21 protein-coding genes are annotated in these 21,375 nt (G+C 33.9%); all 21 read left to right on the top strand.

Going from position 1 to position 21,375, the window contains the following annotated elements; translation table 11 throughout:
• The gene (gene cydB / locus AADI82_RS00840) at nucleotides 1-1,077 is read left to right on the top strand and encodes a cytochrome d ubiquinol oxidase subunit II (RefSeq protein ID WP_341214576.1); all 1,077 of its coding nucleotides are present in this window, start codon (nucleotides 1-3) and stop codon (nucleotides 1,075-1,077) included.
• 17 nt (nucleotides 1,078-1,094) lie between these two features.
• Nucleotides 1,095-1,391: a hypothetical protein gene (locus AADI82_RS00835; protein WP_341214575.1), complete on the top strand. Its 297-nt coding sequence runs from the start codon at nucleotides 1,095-1,097 to the stop codon at nucleotides 1,389-1,391.
• Nucleotides 1,392-1,487: 96 nt separating this feature from the next.
• A complete protein-coding gene (locus AADI82_RS00830; RefSeq protein WP_341214574.1) occupies nucleotides 1,488-2,102 on the top strand; it encodes a TetR/AcrR family transcriptional regulator in 615 nt (204 codons plus the stop codon).
• A gap of 1 nt (nucleotide 2,103) precedes the next feature.
• Nucleotides 2,104-3,357, top strand: coding sequence for a TolC family protein (locus AADI82_RS00825; RefSeq protein WP_341214573.1), 1,254 nt, complete (start codon nucleotides 2,104-2,106; stop codon nucleotides 3,355-3,357).
• A 98-nt stretch (nucleotides 3,358-3,455) separates the two neighbouring features.
• Nucleotides 3,456-4,352 (top strand): HlyD family efflux transporter periplasmic adaptor subunit, encoded by an 897-nt coding sequence (locus AADI82_RS00820; RefSeq protein ID WP_341214572.1) that lies wholly within the window; start codon nucleotides 3,456-3,458, stop codon nucleotides 4,350-4,352.
• Between the two features lie 12 nt (nucleotides 4,353-4,364).
• Complete coding sequence (locus AADI82_RS00815; protein WP_341214571.1) at nucleotides 4,365-4,745, top strand: hypothetical protein; 381 nt, start codon at nucleotides 4,365-4,367, stop codon at nucleotides 4,743-4,745.
• Entirely contained in the window at nucleotides 4,745-5,647 is a 903-nt protein-coding gene (locus tag AADI82_RS00810) for an ABC transporter ATP-binding protein (RefSeq protein ID WP_341214570.1), read from the top strand. The genes AADI82_RS00815 and AADI82_RS00810 overlap by 1 nt, the downstream gene beginning before the upstream one ends.
• The gene (locus tag AADI82_RS00805; RefSeq protein WP_341214569.1) at nucleotides 5,647-6,375 is read left to right on the top strand and encodes an ABC transporter ATP-binding protein; all 729 of its coding nucleotides are present in this window, start codon (nucleotides 5,647-5,649) and stop codon (nucleotides 6,373-6,375) included. The genes AADI82_RS00810 and AADI82_RS00805 overlap by 1 nt, the downstream gene beginning before the upstream one ends.
• Complete coding sequence (locus AADI82_RS00800; RefSeq protein WP_341214568.1) at nucleotides 6,372-7,478, top strand: ABC transporter permease; 1,107 nt, start codon at nucleotides 6,372-6,374, stop codon at nucleotides 7,476-7,478. Before AADI82_RS00805 ends, AADI82_RS00800 begins: the two co-directional genes overlap by 4 nt.
• Nucleotides 7,478-8,599: an ABC transporter permease gene (locus tag AADI82_RS00795; protein ID WP_341214567.1), complete on the top strand. Its 1,122-nt coding sequence runs from the start codon at nucleotides 7,478-7,480 to the stop codon at nucleotides 8,597-8,599. The genes AADI82_RS00800 and AADI82_RS00795 overlap by 1 nt, the downstream gene beginning before the upstream one ends.
• A 10-nt stretch (nucleotides 8,600-8,609) precedes the next feature.
• Nucleotides 8,610-9,353, top strand: coding sequence for a TIGR00730 family Rossman fold protein (locus tag AADI82_RS00790; RefSeq protein WP_341214566.1), 744 nt, complete (start codon nucleotides 8,610-8,612; stop codon nucleotides 9,351-9,353).
• Nucleotides 9,350-10,237, top strand: a complete 888-nt coding sequence (locus AADI82_RS00785; protein WP_341214565.1) for a hypothetical protein — start codon at nucleotides 9,350-9,352, stop codon at nucleotides 10,235-10,237. The genes AADI82_RS00790 and AADI82_RS00785 overlap by 4 nt, the downstream gene beginning before the upstream one ends.
• A gap of 12 nt (nucleotides 10,238-10,249) precedes the next feature.
• On the top strand, nucleotides 10,250-11,068 hold the full coding sequence (locus AADI82_RS00780) for a restriction endonuclease (RefSeq protein WP_341214564.1): 819 nt from the start codon (nucleotides 10,250-10,252) through the stop codon (nucleotides 11,066-11,068).
• Between the two features lie 142 nt (nucleotides 11,069-11,210).
• Complete coding sequence (locus tag AADI82_RS00775; protein WP_341214563.1) at nucleotides 11,211-12,668, top strand: FAD/NAD(P)-binding oxidoreductase; 1,458 nt, start codon at nucleotides 11,211-11,213, stop codon at nucleotides 12,666-12,668.
• Between the two features lie 312 nt (nucleotides 12,669-12,980).
• Complete coding sequence (locus AADI82_RS00770) at nucleotides 12,981-13,610, top strand: DUF2202 domain-containing protein (protein ID WP_341214562.1); 630 nt, start codon at nucleotides 12,981-12,983, stop codon at nucleotides 13,608-13,610.
• Nucleotides 13,611-13,648: 38 nt separating this feature from the next.
• Nucleotides 13,649-14,974 carry a hypothetical protein gene (locus AADI82_RS00765; protein WP_341214561.1) on the top strand — a complete coding sequence of 442 codons (1,326 nt, stop codon included), beginning with the start codon at nucleotides 13,649-13,651 and terminating at the stop codon, nucleotides 14,972-14,974.
• 132 nt (nucleotides 14,975-15,106) lie between these two features.
• On the top strand, nucleotides 15,107-16,420 hold the full coding sequence (locus AADI82_RS00760) for a TolC family protein (RefSeq protein ID WP_341214560.1): 1,314 nt from the start codon (nucleotides 15,107-15,109) through the stop codon (nucleotides 16,418-16,420).
• 8 nt (nucleotides 16,421-16,428) lie between these two features.
• Nucleotides 16,429-17,505 (top strand): efflux RND transporter periplasmic adaptor subunit, encoded by a 1,077-nt coding sequence (locus tag AADI82_RS00755; RefSeq protein ID WP_341214559.1) that lies wholly within the window; start codon nucleotides 16,429-16,431, stop codon nucleotides 17,503-17,505.
• A gap of 10 nt (nucleotides 17,506-17,515) precedes the next feature.
• The gene (locus tag AADI82_RS00750) at nucleotides 17,516-20,710 is read left to right on the top strand and encodes an efflux RND transporter permease subunit (RefSeq protein ID WP_341214558.1); all 3,195 of its coding nucleotides are present in this window, start codon (nucleotides 17,516-17,518) and stop codon (nucleotides 20,708-20,710) included.
• Entirely contained in the window at nucleotides 20,710-21,015 is a 306-nt protein-coding gene (locus tag AADI82_RS00745) for a hypothetical protein (RefSeq protein WP_341214557.1), read from the top strand. Before AADI82_RS00750 ends, AADI82_RS00745 begins: the two co-directional genes overlap by 1 nt.
• Before the next feature lie 17 nt (nucleotides 21,016-21,032).
• Nucleotides 21,033-21,248 carry a DUF2892 domain-containing protein gene (locus tag AADI82_RS00740; protein ID WP_341214556.1) on the top strand — a complete coding sequence of 72 codons (216 nt, stop codon included), beginning with the start codon at nucleotides 21,033-21,035 and terminating at the stop codon, nucleotides 21,246-21,248.
• Nucleotides 21,249-21,375: the final 127 nt, after the last annotated feature.

Genomic DNA, 21,375 nt, shown 5'->3' with positions numbered 1-21,375 from the left:
ATGGAATTATTTTGGTATATCGTTTTAATGGCCATGTTAACTATTTATGTGATTTTGGATGGTTATGATTTTGGAGCAGGAATCATTCACTTATTTTTTGCAAAAACCGAAAAGGATAAAAAAGCAATTACCAATGCTATTGGCCCATTTTGGGATGCTAACGAAGTCTGGCTAATTGCGTCGGGTGGAGTGCTCTTTTTTGCATTTCCTACCTTATATGCATCGTCTTTTAGTGGTTTTTATTTGCCATTGATTATCATTTTATGGTTGCTTATTTTTAGAGCTATTGGTTTAGAATTAAGAGGTCAAGTTCATAATAAAATGTGGGAAACTATCTGGGATAAGGCCTTTGGGATTTCAAGTTTTTTACTAGCACTCTTTTTTGGTGTAGCATTAGGGAACGTAGTAAGAGGAGTCAATTTAGGAATGGTTACAAACGGGGTTTCAACTCACGAACCTCATTATTTCTTTTTACCACTATGGAATCCAACCTTTAGTCCACAGACAGAGCATTTGGGTATTTTAGATTGGTTTACAGTTTTATTAGGAGTTGTTGGTGTAGTAGCTTTAACCATTCATGGAGCTAATTGGGTAATTTTTAAAACCAATTCAGATTTAAACGAAAAGCTGAAAAGAGTCGTTTTCAATTTTAATATTGCATTACTTGTATTGGTTGTTATTTCTCTTTTAATTTGGCACATTATTGATCCTCAACCATTCCATAATTTTTTAAAGACCCCTTGGTTATGGATTTTTCCAGCAATCACTTTTACTGGGTTGTTTGGGTTGTTTAAAGTAAAGACTTTCAAAAAACATGGTATGGGTTTTTTGTTTTCATCTCTATTTTTATTTGGAGGGCTAACATCAACAGTAGCATCCATTTTCCCAAAGGTGTTGCCTTCAACAAATAGTGTAAATCCAGACTTAACACTATATAATGTTGCCGCGCATGAATACGGACTTTCAGTTGGCGTCTATTGGTTTGCTATTGCAGCTGTTTTAGTGGGTGTATATATGTTTGTTCAATATCGTGTGTTTAGAGGAAAAATGGATGATGTAGGCTATGGCGAGCATTAATTAAAAACCACAAGAATATGACAGGAACATTAATTTCATTAATTAGTATTTTTATAGGTATTCTAACAGCAAATCTGTTTGGTTATTTTAGGAAAAAATACACTTTTGGTTTAACAGGAAACACGCTCATTGGTGTTTTTGGAAGTATCTTATTAATCAAAACTTTTGGACGGGTAGGATTTGACCCTTGGTCAATTATGAAGTTTGGAAACTTTAATAGTTTTCTATTAACAATAAATTTATTGGTTTCAGCAATTGGAGGTATTGTCGGATTAATATCTATTAAGCTGATTAAGAACAGAATGAACAAATAAATTAGAAAGATTATAGTATCAAAATAATCGAACTGAAAAGCATTCGATTATTTTTTGTAAATTTGTTAACCAGTTGGTTAAACCTTATAGTTAATTATGAAAAAGAAGAAGGACGAAAACACAGAAGAACAGATATTGGAGGCGGCAAAAAGCGTATTTCAATCTAAAGGAATGGATGGCGCACGAATGCAGGAAATTGCTGATAAGGCCAATATCAACAAAGCGATGCTTCATTATTATTATCGAAGTAAACAACTTCTTTTTGAAGCTGTTTTCAAACAAGCATTTTCACTTTTGGCACCACAATTAAATGCAATTTTGAATGACGATTCCTCGGTTGAAGATAAGATTAGACACTTCACCTTAGATTATACAACTTTTATGATGAAGCATCCTTATCTACCGAATTTCATTATCCAAGAGCTCAATAGAAATGAGAATTTCATTGTAAAACTTAAACAGAATACAGGGTTTCCAAATCTCGAAAAATTTAAAGCAAAAGTGAAAGACGAAATCAATCAAGGACTAATAGAACCCATTGATGCAGATCAATTGTTCTTTAATATCCTTGCGCTCAATATTTTTCCTTTTCTGGGAAAACCATTGATAAAAGCTTTTTCAGATAAAGATGAAAAAAGCTATAAAGAATTTGTAGAAAGTCGTAAAACAGAAGTCGCCAATTTTATTATCAATTCAATAAAACCCTCATAAAATGAAACGGTTTATCATCATTTTAGTAGCCTTATTTATTGCATTTCCAATCTTTGGACAACAAACCATAACACTTCAGGAATGCTATGAATTGGCAACTGTCAATTACCCATTGGTGAAACAAACCCAATTGCTTGAAGCACAAAATCAATTGGACAAACAAGTTGTTTCCAACTCAAAATTACCGCAGTTAAGTTTCGATGCACAGGCCACGTATCAGTCAGATGTGATTGAAATTTCCATTCCCAATTCAACTATAGAACCGCTCAATAAAGACCAATATCGTGCAACGCTATCTGTCAATCAACTTATTTATAATGGTGGAGCAACGGATGCTTCTTTAAATGTAAAATCTGCACAACTCAAAACCAAACAAAAACAGGTTGAAGTCAACCTATATCAGCTAAAACAGAAAATAAACCAACTCTATTTCTCTATTTTATTATCGCAGGAAACAGATGTATTACTCAAAGCAAGGCAGGCAAATTTACAAGCCAAATTGAGCGAAGTAAAATCAGGTATTAAATATGGTGTTCTTTTACCATCATCTGATAAAGTTCTGGAAGCCGAATTGTTGAAAATCAACCAACAGTTTATAAATGTTGAGAACAATAGAACAGTACTCATTGAATCACTTTCAAGCATAATCGGTCAAACGTTAAGCACTTCAACTACGTTTGAAAATCCTATGGTGGAGACACTATCAAGAACTGAATTGAACCGACCAGAACAGGAGTTATTTCAACTTAAAAAAGAAGAAATTGATAATAATGAAGCCTTGATAACCAAACAAAATGCACCCAAATTGCTTGGGTTTGCAACTGGTGGTTACGGAAATCCCGGTTTGAATATGCTCGACAATTCCTTCCAGCCCTTTTATATAGTTGGCCTGAAACTGAACTGGAATGTATTCGACTGGAATTCCAACAAAAAACAGCGCGAATCACTGGCAATCAATAAAGATATTATAGATACTGAAGCCGAAACCTTCAAACTAAACACCAATACAGAACTAAATCAGCAACAAAGGGAAATCGAAAAAATTGAAGCGTTCATCACTTCAGATTTAGAGATTATCAAGCTTCGAAAAGAAGTTCTCAAATCAGCAGATTCGCAGTTGAAAAGGGGTGTTATCACATCATCAGCCTACATTACAGAACTAACAAATTTATACGAAGATGAAAACACCTTGGTACAACATAAAATACAGTTACAACTCGCTAAAGCGAACTATAATACAATTAAAGGACAATAATTATTTTAAGATGAAACGAGCATGTTAAAAGTTTTATTACTCAAAGGAAAGATTAATAGCGAACAGCATGTGACCAAAAAAATAATAAATATAAACACATGAAAACATACAGCACAATTTTAGGATTAATCATCAACATTTTAAGTTTTACGTCCTGTGGAAATGGAAACGAAAAAGCTGACGGTTATGGAAATTTTGAAGCCACAGAAATAACAGTTTCAGCCGAAAATAATGGGAAATTAATGCAGTTTGATATTGATGAAGGCAATACGATTGAAAAAGACAAATTCATAGGTTATATCGACACCATTCCATTGTCACTAAAACGTGAGCAATTAGAGGTTTCTAAAGCGGTTATTAGTTCAAAATCTAAAGGCGTATTGTCTCAAATAAATGTGCTGAACGCCAAATTAAAAACTGCCAACACTAACAAAACACGAACTGAAAACCTTATAAAAGACAGCGCAGGAACGCAGAAACAATTGGATGATGTTCTAGGAGAAATCGATGTCCTCAATAACCAGATTAGAAATGTAGAAATACAAAACGCACCTGTGGTCAACGAATTGAAAGGTATCGATGTTCAGTTAAAACTAATTGAGGACCAAATCCAAAAAAGTAAAATCATCAATCCAGTTAGCGGAACTGTTTTGGCAAAATACGCAGAGGCTGACGAAATTACGTCTTTTGGAAAACCCCTTTATAAAATTGCCGATTTAAGCACGATGCAATTGCGCGTGTATATAATTGAAAACCAACTGGCAAGCTTAAAAATAGGACAAGAAGTTACAGTAAAAATTGATGATGCAGATGCGATGAAATCTTATGTTGGTAAAATTAGCTGGATAGCTTCAGAAGCAGAATTTACACCAAAAATCATTCAAACCAAAGAAGAGCGTGTTGCATTGGTATATGCTGTAAAAGTAGATGTAGCTAACGATGGCAGCCTAAAAATAGGAATGCCGGCAGAACTATGGATAAACACAAATAATTAAACATAAACACATATGAAAGATCTAATTGTATTACTCGGAATACTATTATTAACAGGCTGTAAAAGCACAGAAAGCATAACTAATCAATCTAAAAATAATTATCCAAAAATGAATCTAAAAGATTTACATACCGAAGATAAAGATGTACAGACAAAATTATTACTTAACGCTGAAGAAGGAAAGGTGATATCATTGCAAATCGCTTCTGGAGAGCAATTAAAAGAACACGTTAGTAATGTGCCGGCAATTTTAATTTGCGTTTCTGGAAAAGCTATTTATAAAGAGAAATCTGGAGATGTTACATTAAAATCTGGAGAATATGTAATGATTGCAAAAGATGTTAAGCACGAAGTGAATGCTATAACTGATAGTAATTTTATTTTGATAAAGTAATGAGTATCTCTATTTCCAACATATCAAAATCCTATAAAAATGTAAAAGCCTTGCAGGACATTTCCTTTGAAGTAAAACCGGGCGAGCTATTCGGACTTATTGGTCCAGATGGTGCTGGCAAAACCACACTTTTTAGGATTTTAACAACACTTTTATTTGCAGATGAAGGTACTGCAACCGTTGCTGGTTATGATGTGGTTTCAGATTATAAAAAGATTAGGAACAGCGTTGGTTATATGCCTGGGAAATTTTCATTATATCAAGATTTAACCGTTGAAGAAAACCTGAATTTTTTCGCAACCATTTTTGGAACAACCATCGAAGAAAACTACGAGTTAATAAAAGATATCTATGTACAGATAGCACCATTTAAAGACCGTAGGGCAGGAAAGCTTTCTGGTGGAATGAAGCAAAAACTTGCGTTATGCTGTGCACTGATTCATAAACCCAAAGTATTGTTTTTGGACGAACCAACAACAGGAGTTGACCCAGTTTCCAGAAAGGAATTTTGGGAAATGCTCAAACGTTTGCAACAAAAGGACATTACTATTTTGGTGTCCACACCGTATATGGACGAGGCGGCTTTATGTGATAGGATAGCACTTATTCAAGACGGTAAAATTTTAGAAATTGATACGCCTAAAGCTATTGTTAAGCATTTTCCAAAGCAACTTTATAACGTACGCGCAAATAATATGTATCAATTAATCAATAGTTTAAATGCGTATGAATTTAATCATAGCGTATATCCTTTTGGAGAGTTTGTGCATTATACAGACAGTAGAGAAGGTTTTAATCCAAAGGAATTAAAGATGTATTTAGAATCAGAAAATCTATCCAACATCGAAATTGAAAAAACGAATGCCACCATTGAAGACACCTTTATGGAGTTAGCAAAATAATGAGCAATAACAAAGTTATACAAGTAGAAGGATTAACCAAAACATTTGGCGAATTCACAGCAGTAAATGCGATTACTTTCGAGGTTGAAAAAGGCGAGATATTTGGTTTTTTAGGTGCAAATGGCGCAGGAAAAACCACAGCAATGAAAATGCTGATTGGTATTTCTAATCCAACCTCTGGAAATGCTACTGTTGCAGGTTTTGATGTGTTTACAAATGCAGAGAACATCAAGAAAAATATTGGCTATATGAGTCAAAAATTTGCTTTGTATGATGACCTAACTGTTAGAGAAAATATTACATTTTTTGGAGGGATTTATGGACTATCAAGAAAAAGAATACAAGAGAAGTCTGATGCGTTAATTGAAGAATTAGGACTGGAGAAAGTAGCCAAACAGTTGGTCGGTTCTTTGCCTTTAGGGTGGAAACAAAAAATATCTTTTTCTGTAGCCTTGTTACACGACCCAAAGATTGTCTTTTTAGATGAACCTACTGGAGGTGTTGACCCAATTACCAGACGTCAGTTTTGGGAAATGATTTACAAAGCAGCCAATCAAGGCACCACCATTTTTGTAACCACACATTATATGGATGAAGCCGAATATTGTGATCGTGTTTCTATTATGGTTAATGGAAAAATTGAAGCTTTGGATACACCAAAAAAACTAAAAGAACAGTTCAAGGCTAACAATATGAATGATGTGTTTTTAAAACTGGCAAGAGGATGAAACGATTTATTGGCTTCATAAAAAAAGAATTCTACCACATCTTTAGAGATAGACGTTCGTTGTTTATACTCTTCGGAATGCCAATTGCTCAAATTATGCTGTTTGGTTTTGCAATTACCAATGAAATCAATAATGTAGATATAGCCATATTAGACCATTCAAAAGATGCGACTACAACAGAAATCATCAATAAAATTTCTGCTTCAAAATATTTCAGTATCAAACAAATGGTTACTCGTGAGGCAGACATTGCTTCTGTTTTTCAAAAAGGACAGGTAAAAGCAGTTTTAAATTTTGAAAAAGATTTCAGCCAAAAATTAATAAAAGAGCACAAAGCAACCGTTCAAATTATAACGGATGCCACAGACCCAAATACCGCAAACACAATAAGCAATTATGTAAATGCTATACTTCAGCAGTATCAAAAAAAATTAAACAAAGACATTACAATTACATATCAGATAGTACCACAAACACGCATGGTTTACAACCCTGAATTAAAAAGTGTCTATATGTTCGTTCCTGGTGTAATGACCATTATTTTAATGTTGGTTTCAGCAATGATGACATCCATTTCCATAACACGGGAAAAAGAATTAGGCACGATGGAAATTTTATTGGTTTCACCGCTAAAACCATTTCAAGTGATTGTTGGCAAGGTATTTCCATATATTTTCCTATCCATTATCAACGCTGTTGTCATAGTTGCGTTAAGCATTTTCATTTTCAAAATGCCAGTTCAGGGAAGTCTATTTCTGTTGGCTTTAGAAAGCATCCTTTTTATAATAAGTGCTCTGGCTTTAGGGATTTTAATTTCGACTATTTCTGCGACACAGCAAACCGCAATGATGATTTCATTAATGGGATTAATGCTTCCAGTGATATTGTTGTCTGGTTTTATTTTTCCTATTTCGAGTATGCCAGTACCACTTCAAATAATTAGCAATATCATTCCTGCGAAATGGTTCATCATTATAATTAAAGGGATAATGCTCAAAGGTGTAGGATTACAATATATATGGAAAGAAACTCTGATTTTATTAGGAATGGCCGTGTTTTTTATTGCATTGAGCGTGAAGAAATATAAAATTAGGTTGGAGTAATGAAAACAATCCTATACATTATACAAAAAGAGTTTAAGCAAATCTTTAGAAACAAGGGAATGCTTCCCATCATCTTTGTTTTGCCTTTATTGCAACTGGTTATTCTATCGAATGCAGCCACTTTTGAAGTCAAGAACATCAAATTTGCCTATGTCGACAATGACCATACGTCAACATCAAGAGCATTGATAGAAAAATTCAATGCCTCAACCTATTTTGATGTTTTAACAGATTTTCCTTCGGAAGAATTAGCAAGTTCTGCTATGCTGAAGGGAGAAGTTGATGTCGTTTTAGAAATTCCACGCTATTTTCAACGTGATTTACAAAAAGAAAAACACATCAATTTAGGCGTTACCATCAATGCTATTGATGGTGCTGCTGCTGGTGTTGAAAATGTATATGTAACCCAGATAGTTCAAGGGTTTAATCAACATTTAAAAATTGATTTGTTGCAAGCTTCAGACAGTCAAAGAATGTCTGCTAACATCGACAAAATTCCATTGTTCTGGTATAACGAAACCTTAAATTATAAAACTTTTATGGTTCCAGGTATATTGGTTTTATTAGTTACAATGATTACGTTGTTTCTTTCAGGAATGAATATCGTTCGTGAAAAGGAAATAGGCACTTTAGAGCAAATCAATGTAACACCAATTAAAAAAAGTCAGTTCATAATAGGAAAGCTATTTCCATTTTGGGTAATTGGAATGGGTTTATTAACCATAGGATTAATAATTTCAAAAATCATTTTTGATGTTCCAATGGTTGGTAGTTTAGCACTTATGTATTTCTATACATCCATTTATATTTTTGTGGTTTTAGGGATTGGCTTATTCATTTCGAATTTCACAGATACACAGCAACAAGCTATGTTCATTGCTTGGTTTTTTATCGTTATTTTTATTTTGATGAGTGGCTTATTTACACCAATTGAAAGTATGCCAAAATGGGCTCAAATCATTACCGAATTTAACCCAATAAAATACTTTGTTCAAGTGATGCGAATGGTAATGCTTAAAGGCTCTGGTTTTATGGATATTCTTCCACAACTATCTAAAACGCTTCTTTATGCATTAATTATGAATGGATTAGCAGTTTGGAGTTACAAGAAAACGACTTAACACATGAGGTATGGAACTAGTAAAAAACATCAAATTATCTAAAGACGAATCTTTATTTGTACGTGGCCCTTTATCTCGATTTAAGGAATTATCCTTTGCTTTTAAAGTCTTTTTTAATTTCATTAAAGCCTTTAGAAAAATGCATTTTATTGGGCCTTGTGTAACAGTATTTGGTTCTGCTCGATTTACAAAAGATTCAGAGTATTATATAAATGCCGAAAAAATAGGAGCAGCTTTGGCAAAAATAGGATTTACGGTAATGACAGGTGGTGGACCAGGAATTATGGAAGCTGCCAATAAAGGTGCCTTTGAAGCTGGTAGAAACTCGGTTGGATGCAATATTATTTTACCTTTTGAACAAAAACCAAATCCTTATTTACACAAATGGATTAATATTCCATACTTCTTTTTAAGAAAAGTAATTCTTGTAAAGTATTCTTATGCTTTTGTAATCATGCCGGGAGGGATTGGCACTTTAGATGAATTGTTTGAGGCATTAACGTTAATTCAAACCAAAGTAATTCAAGATTTCCCTGTAGTTATTTTCGATTCGGAATATCACAGAGAATTATGTCAACATATTCAATTAATGGCAGAAAATGAGAGTATCAGTCTAGAAGACATGAAACTACTATTTGTAACCGATTCAGTGGAAGATTTAATTGCTCATATTGAAACACATTCCATTAAAAAGTTTGGATTGGTTAAAACTCAGGTCAAGCCAAAATGGTGGCTCGGTGAAAGGACTCAATGAGATACGTAATTTATATATTGACCCTATTCACGTTCCATTTTGCTTTTTCTCAAAAAGATGAGGACACAATACCACATCTGGATTTGCACAAAATAGCTTTAATTAATCAAACCGATAGTTATATCACTTTTCCAACTGATATTGGAAATATTGAACCCCTAATGTTTGAAGCCAATGTCAATCCGTCATTTGTTGTAAGAGAACGAAAAGACTCGAAGTTAATGGCTGTGTTAACAGCCCAAATAATTATCAGGATGTTTAATGAAGAGTCATTTCCTGTTCGTACACCAAGCTATATTCCACAGATATCTTTTTACTATGTTGCCAATAAAACAGATAAGCTTAACTGTTTGGTTCTATTTGGTAAATTAGCACACCATTCCAATGGACAGGATGGTAATTTTTATAATGAAGACAGTACGATCAATCTGCAATCTGGAAATTTCGCCACTAACTTTTTTGAATTAGGTTTTCTTAATACGAAATATAGCAACAAGATAAAAGCTATAAAAACCTTCAAAAGTTCTATTGAAATTCACCCAAAAAGTTGGATGTTACAAGAATTAAAAGGACAGTATAGCGGTTTAAGGTGGCACAATACATTTACAGCGTTTAAGTTTCCATTATCGACTCATGAAAATAAAAGAGCCAATTTTTCTCTAAAAGCTGAAGTAACAATATTGTTGGACAATTTTAATAATATGGATGTTTTTGATTTAAAAAGATTTAACGGAAGCCTTACCTTTTATTACCATCCAAAATTTTTAGAAGACATTGGGTTATTTGTTCAATTACATCACGGAATAGATTATTACAATATTTATTTTGAACGACAATTATCTATAGTCCGTTTTGGAGTTATGACCGAAACATTACGTTTTTAAAACTATCAAATCATGTTAGAGAAGCAACTACTAGTAAAGAAAAATACTGAGGAAATCGAGCCTTTTTCCATTCAAAAATTAAAACAATCACTTCAATCCTGTGGCACTTTAAAAAATGAAGTAAAAATTATCTCAGATAAAATGCAACCCTACATCTATGATGGCATTTCTTCAAACGAAATCTATAAAAGAGCATTTTCCTTATTGAAACAATACAATAAGATTTCTGCTTCGCGCTATAGTTTAAAACGTGCACTTTTCGATTTAGGACCAACAGGTTGTCCGTTTGAAAGGTTGGTTGGTGCCTTATTACAGGAAAAAGGATATAATACCAAAGTCAGCGTTATTTTAAATGGTGAGTGCATCACACACGAAATTGACGTATTGGCAGAAAAAGATGGAAATGTATATGCTATTGAATGTAAATTTCATTCTGATGCCAAAGCCACGAGCAATGTAAAAATACCATTATATATTAATTCTCGATTTTTAGATATTCAAAAAGTATGGAATTCAAATTCAAAACATAACACACATCTTAAACAGGGCTGGTTGGTTACAAATACCCGTTTTACAGAAGACGCCATTAACTATGCAAAATGTGTTGGATTAACATTGTTAAGTTGGGATTACCCAAAAAATAATGGATTGAAAGCTAATATAGACTCTTTAGACTTGTACCCTGTAACAACATTAACGACTTTAAGTAAAAAGGAAAAGCATCAGCTTATAGAGAATGATGTTATTTTGGTAAAAGAGTTGATTGATGGAAAAGAAAAGATGAAAAATATTGGTTTGTCAGAAGTTAGGATACAAGGTGTTATTAATTAAGTAAAAAAGTTGTGTTATACTAACCCAAGCTAATATGGGGTTTGGTTGTTTCGAGATGTAAAAAAGACAAATTGAACCACTTGTGTAACCAAAGTTACTGTGAAGCTTTGAAAAGAAAATTACCTTTATTGAAAATTTTAAAATGTCTAAAATTGTCATTTTAGGAGCAGGTATATCTGGTCATGTTGCAGCAGCACATTTGCGCAGAAAACTATCTAAAGAACACGAAGTTTTAGTCGTGTCGCCTAACAGTAATTACCAATGGATTCCATCCAATATTTGGGTTGGTATCGGTAGAATGAAGTCTGAAAAAATTCTGTTCCCGTTAGCACCATTATATAAAAAGAAAAACATAGGTTATAAACAAGCAAAAGCGATTTCATTTTTTCCTGAAGGTGATAAAGCGGAAAAAAAGCCTTATGTGTTGGCAGAATATGTTACTGGAGAAAACAAAGGACAACAAGAAAAGGTAACTTATGACTACTTGATTAACGCGACTGGTCCTAGATTAAATTTTGAAGCAACCGAAGGATTAATTCCTGGCAAAAACAAAACCTATTCAGTATGTACCTATACACATGCAGACCATGCGTGGGATGGGTTAAATGCCCTGATTCAAGAAATGAAACAAGGTAAAAAAGCTAAAATTTTAATTGGCACAGGTCATGCCAAATCTACCTGCCAAGGCGCAGCTTTTGAGTATATTTTAAATGTGGAAAAGGAATTACACCGTCATAACGTACGTGATATGGCTGAAGTCACATGGATTGCTAACGAACATAAATTAGGCGATTTTGGGATGGATGGTATGTTATTGAGTTATGGTAGTATGACCATGAAATCAAGCGAGATGGTAGAGATGATTTTTGAAGACAGAGACATTAAGTGGATTCTTGGAGCAGGTGTAAATAAAATTGAAGATGGTGTAGCTCATTACGAAAATCTAGAAGGTGAATATAAAACCGAAACCTATGATTTTGCAATGCTAATCCCATCATTTTCTGGTCACGGTTTTAAGGCATACGATAAAAATAAAAATGACATTACAGAAAAACTCTTTAAAGGTTTTATGATAGTCGATGCAGATTATACGCCTAAACCGTATGAAGAATGGTCTGTTAGAGATTGGCCAGAAACCTATCAAAACCCAAGTTATAAAAACATTTTTGCACCAGGCATTGCTTTTGCGCCACCTCATGCCATTTCTAAACCAAGAAAAAGTAAAAACGGAACAGATATTTCACCTGCACCACCAAGAACAGGAATGCCTTCCGGAATAACCGCAAAATTGGTAGCCGATAACATTATTGATACGATTAAAAATGGAAAAGAATCTTTAAATCACAAAGGTTCTATGGGAAATATGGGAGCAGCCTGTATTGCCTCTGCTGGTTTTGGAATGACAAAAGGAAGTGGTGTAAGTATAACGACATACCCAATAGTTCCAGATTATGAAAAATATCCAAAAACACAAGGAAGACAATTGGGAAAAACTTTTGGAGAAATTGGTTTAGCAGGTCATTGGCTAAAATTGGCCTTACACTATGCCTTTATTTACAAGGCTAAAATGCGACCTTTTTGGTGGCTGATTCCTGAATAAAAAATATAAAAATCATGACACAAAGAATATCAAAATATCAAAGATTTAAAATGATGAATCCTATCATCCAGTTCTTCAAATTTATCTATTTAAGTATAAAAATAATGATCGTTGTTGCTGGTGGACATGGAGGCACTAGAAAAGTTAACTGATGTGATTGTTAGTTTTTTGGTTGGTTAGTAAGATATTTGATTAATATCTTGAAAAAAGAGAGTTGTTGGCTCTCTTTTTTTGTTCAATTGTGTAACAAATGTAGCTGACTTATACCTTATTATTTCAGAAATTTATGGTGTTAATTTAAAATAAAAAAAGATGAGAAAGCCACTATTTATCCGAGCAATTCCTGTTCTAATATTAGCTATATCACTCGCTTTTTTATCGGCATGTAGTGATAATAATGACGATATTAACGATGATACAACCAACCAAACATTAACCGAAGCAGATAAAGCTGCTTCGCTGTTTATGCTAGAAGAAGAAAAATTGGCTAGAGACACTTATGCTTATTTAGACAATCTATGGTCTGTGAATCAATTTGCTAATATTAAAAATAGTGAACAGACCCATATGGATTCAGTCGAAGGTTTGTTAATTCAATATAATATTAAATATACTATTTTACCTTTTGGCGAATTCGTAAATCAAGATATGCAAAATTTATATAATCAATTTGTAATTGATGGAGCGATAAGTCAAGCTAATGCACTACAAATAGGTGCAACTATTGAAGATTTAGATATTGTAGATTTAGAAACAAATATCAATGCCACTAACAATACAGAAATAATATCTGTTTTCGGAAGACTACAATGTGGTTCGCGTAATCATTTAAGAAGTTTTGTATCTGCAATCGAAAATTCTGGCAGTACCTACGAGCCTCAATTTTTGACACAAGAAGAATTTGATTCTATCACAAACGATAGTCACGAACAATGTAATTAGTTTTAATAAAAATTTCTAGTAAAATCAAGGTGCAAAATATGAAATACAACATTTATCTATCTTTGTTTTTTTTATTCTTTTTAGTAGGCTATAATTCTGCTCAAGAGCAATTTACGATACAAGTAGAGCCATTTTCAATAAATGAAGCACCAGGAATTCAATCATACTCATTAGGAAAAACTACTGATGGTAAATGGCTAATTGTAGGAGGTAGAATAGACGGTTTACACAAACGAAGACCTTTTGAAGCATTCTTGAAAAAAGAAAATAATACTTCAGCTTTTGTAATAGATCCTGTTACTAAAAAAACTTGGCAAGCAGATTTAGACGTTTTACCAGCAACTATTTTTGAACAACTGCAATCTACAAACCAAGAATTTCATCAAAGAAACAATACACTATATGTAATAGGAGGTTACGGATATAGTGATACAAAAAGAAATCATATTACTTATCCAAATTTAACCGCAATAGATATAGATGGGTTAGTAAATGCGATTATAAACAAGTCAAATATCACATCCTATTTTAGACAAATTGCAGATTATAATTTGGCGGTAACAGGAGGTCAACTAGGTCTATTGAACGATACTTTTTATTTGTGCGGTGGTCAATATTTTGAAGGAAGATATAATCCAATGGGTCCAAATCACGGTCCTGGATTTACTCAAGAGTACACAAATGAAATTAGAACCTTCAAAATAGTTGATGATGGTACTAATCTATCAATTCAAGAATATTCTGCCATTAAAGATGAACAAAATTTACATAGAAGAGACTACAATATGGTTCCACAAATCTTTCCAGATGACACAAAAGGATTTACAATGTTTAGTGGAGTATTTCAATACGATGCAAATATACCTTGGCTAAATACCGTCGATGTGAACGAAACTGGTTACCAAGTGAATAACGACTTTAATCAACTTTTAAGTCAGTATCATAGCGCAAAAGTCCCAATTTATAATTCTGAAACAAAAGAAATGAATACGGTTTTTTTTGGTGGCCTAAGCCAATATCATTACGATGAAAATGGAAAGCTCGTTAAAGATGATGATGTTCCATTTGTTAAAACAATAAGTATGGTAGTTAGAAATCCTGATGGATTAATGATTGAAAAAGATTTGGGAATAAAAATGCCAGCTTTCTTAGGCTCTGGTGCCGAATTTATTCCTGCATCTAACGAGACGATCTACTTAGAAAATGAAATTGTTGATTTAAATGCCTTTACAAAGGGGAAAACTTTAATTGGTTACATCTATGGAGGTATTGAAAGTTCCAGCGAAAATATTTTTTTTAGAAACAACGGCACTCAAAGCATAGCTAGCAATCAAATCTTCAAAGTATATCTTACTAAAAGATAGAATAAATTCATTGAAGCTTTACCTCTTTAGAATCTAATCCATATCAAAACAGATTTCTTTTTCTCTATGGTAACCTATGTTACAGACATTAGTTATTAGCTAACGTAATTTTGTCTCACAAATTAATAATTAATGAAAAAGATAATTTATCTATTTACTATATCATTTTTGCTTTGGTCTAAAATTATCACAGCCCAACAAGCTATTCCAATAACGAAAACAGAAGCCTTATTCAAAGTATCAGAAAATAATACTTCTATAAGGGTTTCTGAAGAAGAATTTAATGCTGCCAAAGCAGATTATAGACAAACCAATGCTGTATTTCTACCAAGTATCACAGCAAGTCATACAGGTATTGCAACTACAAATCCGTTAATGGCTTTTGGTTCTAAACTGAATCAAGAAATTTTAACCCAAAACGATTTCAATCCTACTTTATTAAACAACCCTTCACAAATTGAAAACTTTGCCACAAAGTTCGAAATCCAACAACCATTAATCAACTTCGATGGCATCTACCAACGCAAAGCGGCAAAGTCAAAAATGGAAGCAATGTCTTTGAAGCAGCAAAGAACAAGTGAATATTTAAAGCTGGAAGTCGAAAAAGCATACATGCAATTACAATTGGCATATAAAGGTGTTGAAGTTTTGGAAAAAGCTTTACAAACTGCTTTGGCAAATAAAAAATTGGCAGACAATAGTTTTAAGCAAGGCTACCTGCAACGTGCAGATGTTTTGATTGTAGAAGTGCGAGTTATCGAAGTTCAAAACCAATTGCAGACTGCAAAAAGCAATGTACAAAATGCGTCAAATTACTTGTCATTTTTGATGAATGATAAAACCTATGCCATCTATCAACCAAGTGACAGCTTATCGGTCACCACCATCAATGTTGAAACCAGTGAAAAAGTTTCGGAAAACCGTGCAGACATCAAAGCAATGCAACTGGCTAGCAATGCTTATGAATCATTGAACAAAGCTGATAAGATGACGTTTTTACCAAGATTGAATGCCTTTGGAAGTTATGAACTTTATGATGATCAAATTTTTCAAGGTAATGCTAATGGGTACTTATTTGGAGCACAATTAAGTTGGGATATTTTTCAAGGTTCTAAGCGTTTTGGAAAAGCACAAAAAAGTAAGGCTGAATTTGAAAAATCTAAACTGGAATATGATCAATATGTTTCACAGAGCAATTTAGAATTGAACAAGGCAAAACGAGCATTGCTAGATGCTAAAAACAAACTGAATTTAACAGCCTTGGCAATGGAGCAATCAAAAGAATCCTTACGTATTAGAGGCAATAGATTTAAAGAAGGACTTGAAAAAACATCCGATTTATTATTGGCAGAAACACAATATGCTCAAAAACAACTAGAATATTACCAAACCATTTTCGAATTCAATTACGCAAAAGCTTATTTACAATTTTTAACCAAAGAATAATCATTAAAATGAAAAAAACATATACAATCCTTACGTTATCTGTCACTTTACTTTTGGCGAGTTGTGGTAGAGATGACAAAAAACCTGTTGCAGATAATGCTTCTGAAATCAAAGTGCAGGTTAGTAAAGTGTCAGAATCTAATAATAATCCATTCTTATCTGTTAGTGGTAAAATCCAATCAGTAAATAGTGCAGATTTAAGCACCAGAATGATGGGTTATGTTAACAAGGTGAACGTAAATGTTGGAGACAAAGTAAAAAAAGGTCAATTGTTGGTAGCTATTAATAATGCTGATTTACAGGCCAAAAGTGCCCAAGTAAATGCTGGTATTACAGAAGCTACCGTAGCCTTTAACAATGCCCAAAAAGACTATAACCGTTTTCAAAATCTCTTTGCAGATAATAGTGCCTCACAAAAGGAACTTGATGATATGACGGCACGTTATGAAATGGCAAAAGCCCGTTTGGAGTCGGCAAAGCAGATGAAAAACGAAGTTAACTCTCAATATGCCTACACCAATATTACAGCACCATTTAGCGGTGTTATTACTGCTAAAACAGTTGAGGAAGGAGGTATGGCTAATCCAGGCCAGCCATTACTATCCATAGAATCCCTAGGAGACTTTGAAGTGATGGCAATGGTTCCAGAAACTGAAATTTCTCAGATAAAGCAGGGTGTTGAAGTTGATATTTTGGTAAAATCTATCAATAAAACATTGAAAGGAAACGTAGCTGAAATTAGCACTTCTGCAAAAAATACAGGAGGACAATATTTAGTGAAAATTGCCCTAAATAGAACTGATGCTAATATCCTATCAGGAATGTTTGCATCCGTTCAATTTCCTGTTGAGAAAAAAACGACAACTGAAATGATTCTGATACCAAAAAATGTCATTATAAACAATGGTCAACTATCAGGTGTCTATACGGTAAGCGAGAGCAATACAGCATTGTTACGTTGGTTGCGTTTAGGCAGAACCTTCGGGAATCAGGTAGAAGTATTATCTGGTTTATCAGCCGACGAAACGTATATAGTTTCTGCAGATGGAAAACTTTATAACGGTGTAAAAATAGCAATTCAATAACCATAGCAAAATGAAAGAAGGAATCGCAGGAAAAATTGCAAAAATCTTTATACAGTCGAAGCTTACGGTGCTTTTAATGATTGTATTTATGGTTGTTGGTGTTTACAGTTCGTTTTTAATTCCACGTGAGGAAGAACCACAAATAGATGTGCCAATGGCAGATATTTTTGTAGGTTATCCAGGTGCAAGTCCAACGGAAGTAGAGTCAAGAGTCATCAAACCTTTAGAGCAGTTAATTTCGAACATAAAAGGTGTAGAATATGTGTATTCTACTTCGATGAAAGAGCAAGGAATGGTCATTGTTCAATTTTATGTGGGCGAAGATATCGAACGTTCATTTGTAAAACTCTACAATGAAATCAATAAACACATGGATCAAATGCCGCAAGGTGTTACGTTTCCTCTTGTGAAAACACGCGCTATTGATGATGTGCCAATGCTAGGTTTAACATTATGGAGCGAAAATTACGACGATTACCAATTAAGTCAAATGGCTCAAGAGTTAGAGGCGGAAATAAAAAAGGTGAATGATGTTGCAATCACACACAAAATTGGTGGAAGAAACCGTCAGTTGCGTGTGGTTTTAGATAAAGATAAACTAGCGTCAAGCGGATTGGATTTTTTGTCTGTTTCTGAAATGATAAAAGCCAATAACTCACAGTTAAATTCAGGGAGTTTTGATAAGAATGATACCGAATTTTTGGTCAATACAGGAAAGTTCTTAGAATCGGTAACTGATGTCGAAAATTTAGTGGTTGGCGTACAACAAAATCAGCCTATTTACTTAAAACAAGTAGCAACCATTATTGATGGTCCGGAAGTTCCGCAGAACTATGTCAGTTTAGGTTTTGGTAAAGGGAGTGAAAAAGCTTCCACCTATAAATCTGAATACCCTGCCGTAACCATTTCGGTGGCGAAGCGCAAAGGTGCTGATGCAATGAAAATAGCGGAAGTAATTATCGATAAAGTGGAACATCTACGAAAAAACTTAATTCCTGATGACGTACACGTTGAAATTACAAGAAATTATGGTGAAACGGCTTCACACAAAGTATCAGAATTATTATTACACCTTATAGGTTCTATCATCGCAGTTACAATTGTTGTAATGCTCGCAATGGGTTGGCGAGGTGGATTGGTTGTGTTTTTATCAGTTCCAATTACGTTTGCATTAACGCTCTTAAGTTATTATATGCTCGATTATACTTTAAATCGAATCACATTGTTTGCATTGGTTTTTGTTACGGGAATCGTCGTTGATGACTCGATTATCATCGCAGAGAATATGCACAGGCATTTTAAGATGAAACGCTTACCTTTTAAACAAGCTGCGCTCTATGCCATTAACGAAGTTGGGAATCCAACGATACTCGCCACATTTACCGTAATTGCTTCGGTATTGCCCATGGCTTTTGTTTCAGGATTAATGGGGCCGTATATGGCGCCAATGCCAATTGGTGCATCTATTGCAATGATTCTTTCATTATTCGTCGCTTTAACAATTACACCATATTTAGGATATATTTTCTTAAGGGAAAAAGACAAGAAAGGCGTTGAAGAAAAACCGGAAAAAGCCATTGAGGATACGCGCATTTACAAGATTTATAACAAATTTGAAAGACCACTTTTGGAGAGTAAAGGAAAGCGTTGGTTGTTTTTAGGTGGTACGTTCGCTGTTTTAATGGGAACTATGGCTTTGTTTTTTACTAATTCAGTTGCTGTAAAAATGTTGCCTTTTGATAATAAGAATGAATTCCAAGTGGTTATTGATATGCCAGAAGGTACAACCTTAGAGCGTACAGGCGTTGTAACGCAAGAGATTGCACAATATTTGTCATCACGACCAGAAGTAGTGAATTACCAGAATTACATTGGTACGTCCGCACCAATTACGTTTAACGGTTTGGTACGTCATTACGATTTGCGTGGTGGAAGCAACATGGCAGATATTCAAGTCAATCTATTGGACAAAGGTGAGCGTAGTGCCCAAAGCCACGATATTGCCAAATTGTTTAGACCAGACATTCAAAAGATTGCTGCAAAATATAATGCCAATGTAAAATTAGTAGAAGTGCCGCCAGGACCACCAGTATTATCAACAATTGTTGCTGAAGTTTATGGACCGGATTACAGTGAGCAGATAAAGATTGCAAACAATGTTCAAGACATCTTAAAAAACACAGAAGATGTGGTTGATATCGATTGGATGGTTGAAGATGACCAAACCGAATATCAATTTGAAATTAATAAGGAAAAAGCGATGCTATATGGTGTAGCACCAAAGCAAATTGCCTTTACGATGAATATGGCATTGTCCAATAGAGCTATTACCAATTTGTATGATGAAGATGCAGTAAACCAAGTAGGATTAGTATTGGCTTTAGATGAAAAGGAAAAATCGACCGTTATGGACATTTCACAGTTAAAAGTAAAGTCGAAACAAAGCAATATGGTACCAATAGCGGATTTAGTAACTATTAGTGAAACTATTACGGCTAAAAGCATTTACCGTAAAAATCAAAAACGTGTAGTGTATGTAATGGCTGATATGGCTGGTGATTTAGAAAGTCCTGCATATGCCATTTTAGGAATGGAGAAGAAGCTAAAAGACATACCGCTACCTCAAGGATATGAAATAAACGAAATGTATTTGGGGCAGCCAGATTTTGAAGATGATTATACGGTGAAATGGGATGGTGAATGGCAAATAACCTTGGAGGTATTTAGAGATTTAGGAATCGCCTTTTTAGGCGCTATTATCTTGATTTATATTTTAATTGTAGGCTGGTTCCAAAACTTTAAAGCACCAGTAGTGATGATGGTTGCCATTCCATTATCTTTAATTGGAATTATTCTCGGACACTGGCTCATGGGAGCATTCTTTACAGCGACATCATTCATTGGTATGATCGCTTTAGCAGGAATTATGGTAAGAAACTCTGTACTGCTCATTGATTTCATCAATTTAAGGACAGCGGAAGGTGTGCCGCTAAAACAAGCCGCAATTGAAGCTGGCGCAGTACGTACAACACCCATTTTGCTAACCGCTGGAACGGTGGTAATAGGTGCATTCGTAATTTTATTTGACCCTATTTTTCAAGGTTTGGCCATATCGTTGATGGGAGGAACTATCGTGTCAACAGTATTAACCCTACTGGTCGTTCCTTTGGTGTATTATATGATTGAACGCAAAAATTATAAGTAATGAAATTAGTAATAGTAACAGCGGTAGAACAGTTTCAGAATGAGGTTTTAAAACTGTTCAAAAAAGCAAATATTGAAAACTTTAGTAGTTCAGATATTGATGGTTATAAAAATGGAGCTTCAATTTTAACGGCTTCAAGTTGGTTTGTAGGCGAGAAGACTGGTAATGAATCACGATTGTTTTTTTCTTTTACAGAGGACGATCATATTGAAGTGTTATTTCAATATATAGAAGAATTCAATTCAAATTTAGAAACCAACAACCCAATAAAGGCAGTTGTTGTTCCTATTGAGAAATTTATCTAATCTTAAATTAAATAAAAATGTTAAACACGTATTTTAGAGTTATTGTAGGTACAATGGTTTTATTGAGCGTTGTACTTACCGTTTATGTGAACCCAAATTGGATGTGGTTTACAGTATTTATTGGTCTTAACTTAATCCAATCGGCATTTACAAAATGGTGCTTACTTGAAACTATTTTAAGAAAGTTTGGAATTAAGAATCAAAACAATGTAGGTTGCTCTGTAAAAAGATGAGTTTTATGGGAGAATGTTACAACATTAATCTTTAGTCGCAATTAAGTAAATGGAATGTAGAGACTGTAATTATTTATTTCAGTCTAAAAAACCACCGTCTTTGACGGTGGTCATGTTTTAAAGGCTG

The sequence above is a fragment of the uncultured Wocania sp. genome (genome assembly GCF_964021735.1).
GTDB lineage: Bacteria > Bacteroidota > Bacteroidia > Flavobacteriales > Flavobacteriaceae > Wocania_A.
The sequence above is the reverse complement of the archived record's forward strand: the minus strand, read 5'-3'. Positions and strand labels throughout refer to the sequence as shown.

Excerpts from the sequence above, each read along its gene's own strand:
- cydB (WP_341214576.1), top strand. The coding sequence starts at position 1 with ATGGAATTATTTTGGTATATCGTTTTAATGGCCATGTTAACTATTTAT.
- AADI82_RS00835 (WP_341214575.1), top strand. The coding sequence starts at position 1,095 with ATGACAGGAACATTAATTTCATTAATTAGTATTTTTATAGGTATTCTA.
- AADI82_RS00830 (WP_341214574.1), top strand. The coding sequence starts at position 1,488 with ATGAAAAAGAAGAAGGACGAAAACACAGAAGAACAGATATTGGAGGCG.
- AADI82_RS00825 (WP_341214573.1), top strand. The coding sequence starts at position 2,104 with ATGAAACGGTTTATCATCATTTTAGTAGCCTTATTTATTGCATTTCCA.
- AADI82_RS00820 (WP_341214572.1), top strand. The coding sequence starts at position 3,456 with ATGAAAACATACAGCACAATTTTAGGATTAATCATCAACATTTTAAGT.
- AADI82_RS00815 (WP_341214571.1), top strand. The coding sequence starts at position 4,365 with ATGAAAGATCTAATTGTATTACTCGGAATACTATTATTAACAGGCTGT.
- AADI82_RS00810 (WP_341214570.1), top strand. The coding sequence starts at position 4,745 with ATGAGTATCTCTATTTCCAACATATCAAAATCCTATAAAAATGTAAAA.
- AADI82_RS00805 (WP_341214569.1), top strand. The coding sequence starts at position 5,647 with ATGAGCAATAACAAAGTTATACAAGTAGAAGGATTAACCAAAACATTT.
- AADI82_RS00800 (WP_341214568.1), top strand. The coding sequence starts at position 6,372 with ATGAAACGATTTATTGGCTTCATAAAAAAAGAATTCTACCACATCTTT.
- AADI82_RS00795 (WP_341214567.1), top strand. The coding sequence starts at position 7,478 with ATGAAAACAATCCTATACATTATACAAAAAGAGTTTAAGCAAATCTTT.
- AADI82_RS00790 (WP_341214566.1), top strand. The coding sequence starts at position 8,610 with ATGGAACTAGTAAAAAACATCAAATTATCTAAAGACGAATCTTTATTT.
- AADI82_RS00785 (WP_341214565.1), top strand. The coding sequence starts at position 9,350 with ATGAGATACGTAATTTATATATTGACCCTATTCACGTTCCATTTTGCT.
- AADI82_RS00780 (WP_341214564.1), top strand. The coding sequence starts at position 10,250 with ATGTTAGAGAAGCAACTACTAGTAAAGAAAAATACTGAGGAAATCGAG.
- AADI82_RS00775 (WP_341214563.1), top strand. The coding sequence starts at position 11,211 with ATGTCTAAAATTGTCATTTTAGGAGCAGGTATATCTGGTCATGTTGCA.
- AADI82_RS00770 (WP_341214562.1), top strand. The coding sequence starts at position 12,981 with ATGAGAAAGCCACTATTTATCCGAGCAATTCCTGTTCTAATATTAGCT.
- AADI82_RS00765 (WP_341214561.1), top strand. The coding sequence starts at position 13,649 with ATGAAATACAACATTTATCTATCTTTGTTTTTTTTATTCTTTTTAGTA.
- AADI82_RS00760 (WP_341214560.1), top strand. The coding sequence starts at position 15,107 with ATGAAAAAGATAATTTATCTATTTACTATATCATTTTTGCTTTGGTCT.
- AADI82_RS00755 (WP_341214559.1), top strand. The coding sequence starts at position 16,429 with ATGAAAAAAACATATACAATCCTTACGTTATCTGTCACTTTACTTTTG.
- AADI82_RS00750 (WP_341214558.1), top strand. The coding sequence starts at position 17,516 with ATGAAAGAAGGAATCGCAGGAAAAATTGCAAAAATCTTTATACAGTCG.
- AADI82_RS00745 (WP_341214557.1), top strand. The coding sequence starts at position 20,710 with ATGAAATTAGTAATAGTAACAGCGGTAGAACAGTTTCAGAATGAGGTT.
- AADI82_RS00740 (WP_341214556.1), top strand. The coding sequence starts at position 21,033 with ATGTTAAACACGTATTTTAGAGTTATTGTAGGTACAATGGTTTTATTG.